Annotated in this window: 5 protein-coding genes and 3 pseudogenes; 6 read left to right on the forward strand and 2 right to left on the reverse strand. The window is 34.2% G+C overall.

The features are described from left to right. The first annotated feature begins 554 nt into the window (after positions 1 to 554). Positions 555 to 1,763 carry a cytochrome P450 gene (locus tag V7024_RS20675; RefSeq protein ID WP_335523386.1) on the forward strand — a complete coding sequence of 403 codons (1,209 nt, stop codon included), beginning with the start codon at positions 555 to 557 and terminating at the stop codon, positions 1,761 to 1,763. 449 nt (positions 1,764 to 2,212) lie between these two features. On the opposite strand, the gene V7024_RS20680 is transcribed toward V7024_RS20675, so the two are convergent. Next, positions 2,213 to 2,815 carry a YkyA family protein gene (locus V7024_RS20680; RefSeq protein ID WP_335523396.1) on the reverse strand — a complete coding sequence of 201 codons (603 nt, stop codon included), beginning with the start codon at positions 2,813 to 2,815 and terminating at the stop codon, positions 2,213 to 2,215. 745 nt (positions 2,816 to 3,560) lie between these two features. On the opposite strand from V7024_RS20680, the pseudogene V7024_RS20685 reads away from it, so the two are divergent. From V7024_RS20685 to V7024_RS20705, 5 genes and pseudogenes are all read left to right on the forward strand, one after another. Further along, positions 3,561 to 3,713 (forward strand): annotated as a pseudogene (locus tag V7024_RS20685) (IS5/IS1182 family transposase); the annotation flags it as partial. 299 nt (positions 3,714 to 4,012) lie between these two features. Then, a complete protein-coding gene (locus V7024_RS20690; RefSeq protein ID WP_335523388.1) occupies positions 4,013 to 5,683 on the forward strand; it encodes a M4 family metallopeptidase in 1,671 nt (556 codons plus the stop codon). A gap of 601 nt (positions 5,684 to 6,284) precedes the next feature. After that, positions 6,285 to 7,552: pseudogene (locus V7024_RS20695) on the forward strand (helix-turn-helix domain-containing protein). A gap of 253 nt (positions 7,553 to 7,805) precedes the next feature. Then, positions 7,806 to 8,444, forward strand: a complete 639-nt coding sequence (locus V7024_RS20700; protein WP_335523391.1) for a hypothetical protein — start codon at positions 7,806 to 7,808, stop codon at positions 8,442 to 8,444. 15 nt (positions 8,445 to 8,459) lie between these two features. Further along, a pseudogene (locus tag V7024_RS20705) lies at positions 8,460 to 8,654 on the forward strand (hypothetical protein); the annotation flags it as partial. Between the two features lie 211 nt (positions 8,655 to 8,865). On the opposite strand, the gene V7024_RS20710 reads toward V7024_RS20705, so the two are convergent. After that, a partial coding sequence (locus V7024_RS20710) for an RHS repeat domain-containing protein (protein ID WP_335523394.1) occupies positions 8,866 to 10,052 on the reverse strand: 1,187 nt, incomplete at its 5' end.

Below are 10,052 nucleotides of genomic sequence, written 5' to 3' on the forward strand. Positions count from 1 at the left end.
TAACAATTATGTATTTTTTTAAGCGAAATTTTATGATTTACTTAGCAAAAATAGCGTGCTTTAATGTGTGTATAAGATTTTTACCTTCTATGAGAAACAAAAGAAAACAAAAGGTTTATCATTATATGTAGTCGATTATACCGCGTAGATAGGATGAGATTCCTATCATTTATGCGTAATCTAAAAATTTAAAGTTCAAAAGACTTTATTTCCAAAATTACCTTTTATCAATTGGTCAACTACATTTACTCCCGATAAACCAAATAGAAACATAGTTTCACTTCTTTTGTACTTATAGTTTGGTAAATAGCCCTTAGAGCAATATGTACATTTCGTTGTTTGAAATAATAAAAAAGTTAGCATTTCGCTAGCTTTTTTATTATTTCAAAGCAAGTATTTCTTTTGACATAACCCCTCTTCAAAATCAAGTTGAAATTTCAAGGCACCCCATTGTATCAGAATATCTTTCTCAACCTACAAAAAATAATCATCCCCTCCTCTTATGCTAGAATAAAACATATCTTTTTATTTTGAAGAAAAAGGAGGAGATATCTATGAAGTCACCGGAAAATGTCATTTTAGTTCATGAGATTTCCAAACTAAAAACAAAAGACGAGCTTTGGAATCCCTATTCTTGGTATCAGCATATGAAAGAGAATCATCCTGTCTATTATGATGCAGAGCAAGATGTATGGAATGTATTTTTGTATGACGATGTGAACCGAGTTTTATCTGACTATCGGTTATTTTCAAGTCGAAGAGATCGTCAGCAGTTTTCCTTTCCGCAACGCGAAACGAGAATGGATTTAAATTCTTCTGATCCTCCTGAACACCGCAATGTTCGTTCTATCGTTTCAAAAGCATTTACACCGCGCAGTTTAACTGAGTGGAAACCACATATACAAGCGCTTGCAACTGAAATAATTGAAAAGCTAAGAGATCGTGATGAAATTGATATTGTAGAAGACTTAGCTGCCCCATTCCCTGTAACTGTCATTTCTAATTTATTAGGTGTTCAGGCAACAGATTTTAAAAAAGTGAAACAATGGTCCGATATTTTATTCATGCCATATAGCCGAGAGAAATTTGCTGATTTAGATAGGCAAAAAGCAATTGCTATGAAAGAATTTAAAATGTATCTTCTTCCCATTGTCCAAGAAAAACGATACCACTTAACAGACGACATCATTTCAGACTTAATTAGAGCTGAATATGAAGGTGAAAGATTGACAGATGAAGAGATTGTAGATTTCTCACTCGGCTTACTGGCAGCTGGCAATGAAACAACTACAAATTTAATTATCAATAGTTTCTATTGTTTTTTAGTTGAGAAACCAGGAACGTACGCAGAATTACGTGAAAATCCGGCTTATATTCCGCAAGCAGTCGAAGAAGTTTTACGTTATCGTTTTCCGGTCGTATTAGCACGTACAATAACGGAGGATACAATTATATTTGGACCACAAATGAAAAAGGGACAAATGATTGTTGCGTGGGTCGCTGCCGCAAATTTAGATGAAAAACAGTTCCCTAACGCTAGCCGTTTTGACATACATCGACCAGGTAATGAGAAACATATGACATTCGGAAAAGGACCGCACTTTTGCTTAGGTGCACCTCTCGCGCGCTTAGAAGCTACAATCGCTCTAACAACTTTCATTACACAATATAAAGACCTAACACTGTCACCATCTTTTCAGCTAGAAAATTGCCTATTAGAGAATGAGCAAACTTTGAAACATTTTCCAATTCTTTTAAAGTAAATGTCTGGTAGTAATCGTACCCTAGAACTGTGTCTATTTATCAAATACCATCCATACGTTACGTTCAAAAGGTGTGTCAATACACCTTTATAAGAAGCATAAAAAGAGCAATCCACCCTTCCAAAGAAAAAAAGGGTGGATTGCTTCAAACAAAACGTTAATCGATAACCATCATCCTAACGGCTATGATTACCTAAGAGTAAGCACATTTTAATTTTTCAGCATATAAGTCGCCGCTATACAAAACACAACATGACCTGTACTCGCTTGCTCCATTCGTTTCTCACCTCGCATGTGGCAGAAAAAGGCCCTGACCACTTCTATGCACGGCCAAATGCTCTCGTCCTCCCCTAAAAGAAAAGGGTTTTTAGGGCGTTGTTTCAGCTTGTATTTATATAGTTACTCCCTTTCCATCCTGTTGAGTTTGATTTTCATTGCTATAATTCCGCTTATTTTACTTTCATCTTTGCTTCTTTATAAAATGCAATTTTCCCCTCATTATATTCTTTTGTATAACGATTAAACTTCTCTTTTTCTTTTTGTAGTTCTTTATTTAGTGCGTTAATCGTTTTCACTTTTTCACCAATTTCTTTTAACTTCGTTTCTTTTACTTTGAACTTTCCATACAACTCTTTTTCCATCGTTAATAATTCCATATACTTTTCATTCATTTTCTGAAAAGATTCGTAACGATTTTTATATACTTTTTCTACTTCTTTCGCTGCTTTTTGTAATTTCTTATCTTCAATTTTATCTACATCACTTGGAACAGGTTTAATTTCTTCTTGAGCTTTTTCAAGTACCTCCCTTTCATGCTTCAGCACTTTTTCACGCTCATCTACATTTGCAACAGCCTCATCTGTTTTTTTTACTACTGCTTTATTATATTCTTTTCCTTCTCTTAAAATTTGAACATACAGTTCTTCCTCTTTCGTTTCCAAATCGTTTAATTTTTTCACATCATCAAATAATGATTTCTCTTGTTTTGCTGCATTTTCAAATGCTACATATAAACTCTCCGCTTTTGCGGGTGAAGTAATGGATTGAAACATAAAATATATCGCTGCAACAGTAGCAATCAATAGCATTACACTTACTATACTTTTTAACTTAAAGCCATTTCTCATTCTATTGAATTCTCCTATCTTTAATTTATATATATTAATATAACTACTTTTATATTATAACTATTGTACAAACTATAATGGAAGTTTTATCAAGACGATTGTACCTGTGCCTTCTTCACTAAAAGTTTGTGTTGACTGAGATTCCCATCCCTTACTGGTTTATTTGTAAATGGATAAGTATACTCGATAGTCTTCATTAGACCGTTTATATAGAAAAATAGCTTCATTTTTTCCATCTTGATCTATATCCAATGTCCAAATCATTTGTTTATCTTTATTAGATTTTGGAGTAAGTAATCTATAATTAATAGGAAGATCTTTATTCATTTAATCTTTTAATTCCTTCAACCACTTTTCACTTGAAGAAGCCTCTATTAAATTTATCGGTATTTCATCTACCCTATAACCTGTTAGTAGAAAAACGATACATATTAAGCTTAACAACTTCCGCATATACTCTCGATCCTTAACGTAAATTTTCACACATAAAGATTATAATTTCTTATGTGTGAAGAAATCGTTACAGAAAAGTTACAAATCAAATGGTATATAAAGTGAAACTTCCATCTTGAGGCGGGAGTCTTACTGTCCACGAATAGCGGGATAAACAGATTTCACCTATTTCTCATACTCTTTATATTGCCCCACTGAAAAAGTCCCTCATGGTTTAAAAAGTGAAGCTAAAAATAGTGAACTCAAACATAGACACGGGTATGATACAGCATCTTCCTCGGGTCTCATTGGCATGCAAATGCAAGGAGCGATGGCAATATTCGCTGTTAACTTAAAACGAATTATGACCTTATTAAAAGGAAAACAGTAACAAAAGTATAGAGAAAAAGGTCGCCTTTTTTGTTTTACATATGTTTTATGAGATGAAAAACGGTAGTTTTTCAGTGGCCTCCAAAAAACTCCTCCCCTTTTATCGCCATCCAAAGCAACATAAAGTTGTGAATAAAAATCTCTCTATACCGAGAAATAGATAAATAATCCCTAAAAATATGAACAATAAATAGTCAATATATGTAATTTTGCATATATCGATACACAGAATCAAGTTGTTTGTATACTACTTAATAAGATGCATCTTTATTACACGGAATATTAAAAGGAGAAATAGAAATGAAGAAATCAGTCGTTACATTACTAGCAACCGGAATGGTTTTAGGTGCCCCGTTTTCAAATGCATTTGCAGAAGAACAAGCATCTCAGCAAAAAGCTTTGGATAAAATGGAAGTCGTTCAAAAAACGTGGAATGATGAACAAGGAAATCCATCCTTCCTTTCAGGGGAATTATCTGATAAAAAAGTAGAATCAGAAAAAGCAGTGAAGACGTTCCTTGAAGAAAATAAAGAGTTATTTAAAATCAATCCGCAAACTGACTTAACACTGAAAGAAGTAAAGTCAGATGATTTAGGCATGAAACATTATGTGTACATTCAATCTATTAATAAAGTACCAGTTGATGGCGCACAATTTATTGTTCATACAAATCGTGATGGCAAAGTAACAACAGTCAACGGTGACGTACACCCAGCTGCTGCAGAGCAATTAAAAGAAAAGACAAAAGCAAAGATTTCAAAAGAAACAGCTCTTTCAAATGCATGGAATCATATTAATCTAGCGAAAAAAGATACATTCGTAGAAACAACGGGCGCTCCGTTAGAACAAATGAAAGAGAACGCAAAATCTACAAATGAAAATGCAGATTTAGTTGTTTATGAAAAAGATGGGAATTATTATTTAACTTATAAAGTACAATTACAATTCATTAAACCTTATGGAGCAAACTGGCAAATCTATGTAAACGCAGAAGATGGAACAATTGTAGGTTCATATAATGCAGTTACAGATGCAGATACTCCGCAAAAAGGCTATGGTAACGGCGTATTGGGTGACCGCAAAAACCTAAATACAACTTACAGCAGCCAATACGGAAAATACTACTTACAAGACACAACAAAGCCGATGAATGGTGGCGTTATTGAAACATTTACGGTTAATCACAGCAATGCAGATAATCCAAAGAATTACTATCTATTCGATGATGATAATGCTTGGGTAGATAAGGACCAAGCTCCTGCAGTTGATGCTCATTTCTATGCAGGCAAAGTATATGATTATTATAAAAATGTTCATAACCGCAACAGTTTTGATGGAAAAGGTGCAACGATTCGTTCTTCAATCAATTATGGAAAAAACTATAATAATGCGTTCTGGAATGGACAACAAATGATTTATGGAGATGGCGATGGTGTTGAATTCGCACCGCTATCAGGTGCGCTTGATGTCGTTGCACATGAACTAACACATGCGGTAACTGAAAAGTCAGCTAATCTTCGATACGTAAATCAATCTGGAGCACTAAATGAATCTTTTTCTGATGTATTTGGATACTTCGTTGATCCAACCAATTGGGATATAGGAGAAGCGGTATATACACCAGGAGTTAAAGGAGATGCACTCCGTAGCTTATCAAATCCTGAAAAGTATGACCAACCTGCTCATATGAACAACTATCAATATTTACCAGCAACAGAAGAAGGAGATAATGGCGGCGTACATATCAATAGCGGTATTCCAAATAAAGCTGCTTATTTAACAATCAATGCTATCGGTAAAGAAAAAGCAGAAAAAATCTATTACCGTGCTTTAACAACGTACCTTACACCAACAAGTGATTTCAGTAAAGCACGTGCTGCTTTATTGCAATCTGCTGCTGATTACTACGGTGTTAACAGTGCAACATATAAAGCTGTAGAAAAAGCTTGGAATGACGTAGGCGTAAAATAATAGTTTCATTGATTAAAAATGTAAAAGGACACACTTGCTAGAAGTATTTGGCGAGGGGTGTCCTTTTTTCATTATCATTAACATCCCCAAGTAATATTCATTTCTTCAAAAGATGTTTTACTTTCTTTGAGTCCCTCTATATCACTCGTTCCAATCAACGCTACCTCATCTAATGAATGTTTGTAAACATAATATTGTCTATCATATTTATAGCACTTTTTTCTATAGCATCAAAGCGACTCTCTCTCCTTACTGGTCGAATTTCTGTACTTAAAAAATTTTCAATAGTTTTTCGTTTTCCGCCATAAGACTTCCTCCTCAACAGTACGAAATACCAATTTTAGATGGAAGATGAATTTTATTAAGCGTGAACCTAAGTTAATTGGTATAATATAGTAATATTAGTAGAAGAAGGAGACCACTGAGATAAATAGGGCTTACAAAATTCATATTCATTCAAATAAGTATTACGAGTAAAAGTCATTCATTGCAGCTACGTTGTGCCCAATTGTTTCCTTCATATTTTGAGTGATATGTATAAGGGAATAGATCCGCTATTCTTATTATACAAACCGTTCCATTCAAAGAAAGGGATGAAGATATGAACACTGGTGAACGTATTCGACAAATACGTATACATAAAAAATTCACACAAGGAGAACTAGTATCTGGGATCTGTTCGATAACTTATTTAAGTAGAATTGAAAATGGACAAATTAAACCTTCAGCTTCTTTTTTAGAAAAGGTCGCTGAAAAGCTAGATGTTGATTACAATTTTCTTGTCGATGCAGATTATGAGGATATAGAACCTAAGCTTCTTGAAATATGTAATAAGTATAAAAATAATAAGATTATAAGCGAAAAAGACTTAGCTTCTTTAGAACTGTATGTTCGTGATACAGACTCGACTCTTTTATTATTAAAGGCTTACAGTGTTTTAATATACTATCATTCTCGAAATGACAACTTATTACATGTAGCACCAATTGTTAATCAAGCTTCGCAAGTCATTCCAAATCAAATAGACTCCCAATATACCGAAGATTTTATATATTATCTAAAGGCTCGAGGCCATTATTTTTATAATAAACAAGACTATATGGCTGCCCATGAAATTTATGTGAAGGTAGAGGGGTTACTTGGCCTAGAAGAAACTGAGCGACACGCCCATATATATTATAATCTATGTCATGTAAATAAAGAGCTTTATAAAGATAAAAGTATTGGTCGTTTGTATGCTAAAAAAGCCTACAGATTGTACAAAAAATTTAATATGGAGCATGATGTAATATATACTCTTTTAATGCTTGTACTTCTGTATGAGGCAGATGGATTATATGACAAAGCTCTCGAAACCTTACAGCAGGCAGAACTTGGAGTGAAAAATAATTATAATTCTATGTATTTACCTATGATCCCGTATTATTACGGAAAAATTTATCAAGGCTTGAAAGACTATACGAATGCTATTAAATACTATGAGGAAAGTTTGCAACTGAGTGAGTTTCTCCTAAAAAAAATCAAAAGATATACATGTTCCGAGGCTTAATAGAGATTCATATAGAACTTAAAAATTGGAAAACTGTTAATAAATTAATGGATGAGGCATTTCATTTTTTATCAATTGCTGATGTACCTTTCGCTCATGTTCAACTATACGGATTGAAGGGAAAGATATCCAAATTAAGAGGAGATGATTATGGATACGAGAAAAATATGCAAACAGCTATTGAAATGGGCCTAGAAAAAAAACAATACCCTTTAGTTCGTGAACTCGCTACTGAACTAGGAAACTATTTTTATGATAATCGCGCTTATAAAATGTCAGCAAAATATTTGAAAATATTGAGTCAACTCTCCCCCACTTAAACGTAGCTTTAAGTGGGATTTCTTATGTACTCGTCCATGTCAGAATGCTTCCATACAAATGCATTACCCTCTTCGAATATACAGACTAAGGAGATTAAGTGTTTCCCAATATTTCAAATTAAGTAAAATATCAAGTTTAAAATACCTAATAATTCGCCAAAATTTTAATGAAATTTTACTAATTGTTATTAACATAAATAAACACGTATATTTTAAGTACAGAAAGTCAAACAGCAAGGAGGTGGTTATTCTGATGTTAGAGACAAAGTGTTCTACAAATATGATAGACAATATAAATTATCATTTGAATCAAAGTAAAGGCAATAATCAATATTTAAAAATCCTTTCAAATGAACGTGAAGTATTGCCATATCATGTTTATAAACACCCATTTCGTAAACATGCATCACAAAAAGAAATGATTAGTGTAGTTAAATCATTTATTCATATTAATACGTTAGCTCAAATTCTTTATGAAGCATTTCACGATCAAACATTTACAGCCTTAGTACCTATTCTATTTGTTTTTCAACCGAACATTGTAACTGGTATATCTACACCAGGTACGTATTCAATTAATTTTTATCATGATTATTTTGTTCATTTAAAAGATATCAATATTCAAGAATTACAGCCGAAAATAGGCGAACAAAAAGGGCCAATAGCTATCGGATATATGATAAACCAAAACGAAAGTATCCAGCATTCAAAAGAATTTATGTATCAAAGGTTAAAAGAACAAACTACAGAATGTATGTTAGCCTTACAAAAGAAATTGCATATACACGGAGAGTTAGAAGAACAAATTCAGTTGTCATTTGATTTCAAAAAAATCATGATGCCTTTAATAGTCTTACAGTGGATTAAACAAACAGCATCACATTATAAATAAGAAAGAGGGATAAATATGAATACGAAAAGAAACGAAGCGGGAAATAAGCAAAAAGTAGTAAGATATACGGCTGGAATTGCTATACTTTTAATATTGCTATCCTTTATATATCAATGGAAAAACGGTTTAGTAATTGATAGTACTGAAAACTTCGGTCTAGCATTCGCCGTTATCATTTTCCTTTCTAGTTTTATGCCTAAAAGAAAAAGAGAGCGAAACGTAGTAAGATATACGGCTGGAATTGCTATATTTTTAATATTGCTATCCTTTATATATCAATGGAAAAACGGTTTAGAGGTTGATACTACTGAAAACTTCAGTCTAGCAATAATTGTTGCCATTTTTCTTTCTAGTTTTATTCCTGAAAGAACAAGAGATAGTAAATAATTGAATAAGCACTTGAGATTTATTTCTCAAGTGCTTATTGCTGCAAGTATAAATTTACTATTCTGCAAACGTGCCCCAACCGTCTACATAGCCACCTAGAATCAGTAGATTTAGTCTGCTTTTTCTGTCGATTTACGATTGCAAATACTCGTCCATTTCTTTTACTTGGTCCTTGAATAGTATATTTTCTATTTTCCCAGGCAGATTTCGCTTTACCTGCTACCCATTTAGCTCCTTTTTTAGCATATTTCACTCCATAACGTATCGCAACTTTCGCAGCTACTCTAACACCTACAATTGCTACTGGGATTAAAAACTGAGCCCAATGCCCATCTGGATCCACATGCATGACAGGATTATTATCCGCATACGTATACCCATTCTGCGTAATCGGATCATCCTCATCACCCGGATCCGGATCCACAGACAAGAACACACCATGAGTTGGATTGTAATATCTCGCTATCAGATAATACATCCCAATCTCTTTATCATACATGTATCCCGCATATCCAAATGGATTCTCTGCTGCGATGCCTTTTGCGTCACTCTTTAGGACATTGCCCCATGCATCATATTCATAGTTTGCTACGACTTGTCCGTTTTCGTCTGTCATCGCGATGACGTCACCGCGTGGGTTGTAGTGATAGTATACCGTTTGCCCTTGAGATTTCATCGCCAGGCGGATGCCGTCTACGGAGTATACATATTGACGAAGGACGTTTCCACTTCCAGCTGTTTCATATAATGGGTTAATACTGTCGCCGTCGTAGTGATAACGGGTTGTTGTTCCGCTCACTGTTTTTTCGATGCGACGGCCGTCGTCATCGTATTTATATGTCGCAAATGATGTGCTTTCGCCTTGTTTTGTGATGGCGATCAGCTGGTCTGCTTCGTTCCATGTGTATTTGTATTTGCCATCGGATGTACGGTTTCCATTGGCGTCATACGTAAGGGATTCGTTGCCAAATTTCGTTAGCTGGTTTCCGTCGTTAAATACGGCTGCTGTCGATACAGCCGCTTTTCCTGCTTCGGTTACTTTTACATTTGTGCGGTTTCCAAAGCCGTCGTAGCTGTATTCTTTACTTATACCATTTGGTAATGTTTCTTTTATTAGTTGATTAATAGAATCATAGGCATACGTTGTTTTTTCTGTTTTATCACCGTTTTTCCGTTCAATTGCAGTACGGTTGCTTGTTGCGTCATACGTATACGATTCTT

Origin of the sequence: Bacillus sp. JJ864 (genome assembly GCF_036963045.1) — a bacterium.
GTDB classification, from domain to species: Bacteria; Bacillota; Bacilli; order Bacillales; family Bacillaceae_G; genus Bacillus_A; species Bacillus_A pseudomycoides_C.

Bases quoted from the DNA above. Each gene is read 5' to 3' on its own strand.
- V7024_RS20675 (WP_335523386.1), top strand. From the start codon at position 555: ATGAAGTCACCGGAAAATGTCATTTTAGTTCATGAGATTTCCAAACTA.
- V7024_RS20680 (WP_335523396.1), bottom strand. From the start codon at position 2,815: ATGTTTCAATCCATTACTTCACCCGCAAAAGCGGAGAGTTTATATGTA.
- V7024_RS20690 (WP_335523388.1), top strand. From the start codon at position 4,013: ATGAAGAAATCAGTCGTTACATTACTAGCAACCGGAATGGTTTTAGGT.
- V7024_RS20700 (WP_335523391.1), top strand. From the start codon at position 7,806: ATGTTAGAGACAAAGTGTTCTACAAATATGATAGACAATATAAATTAT.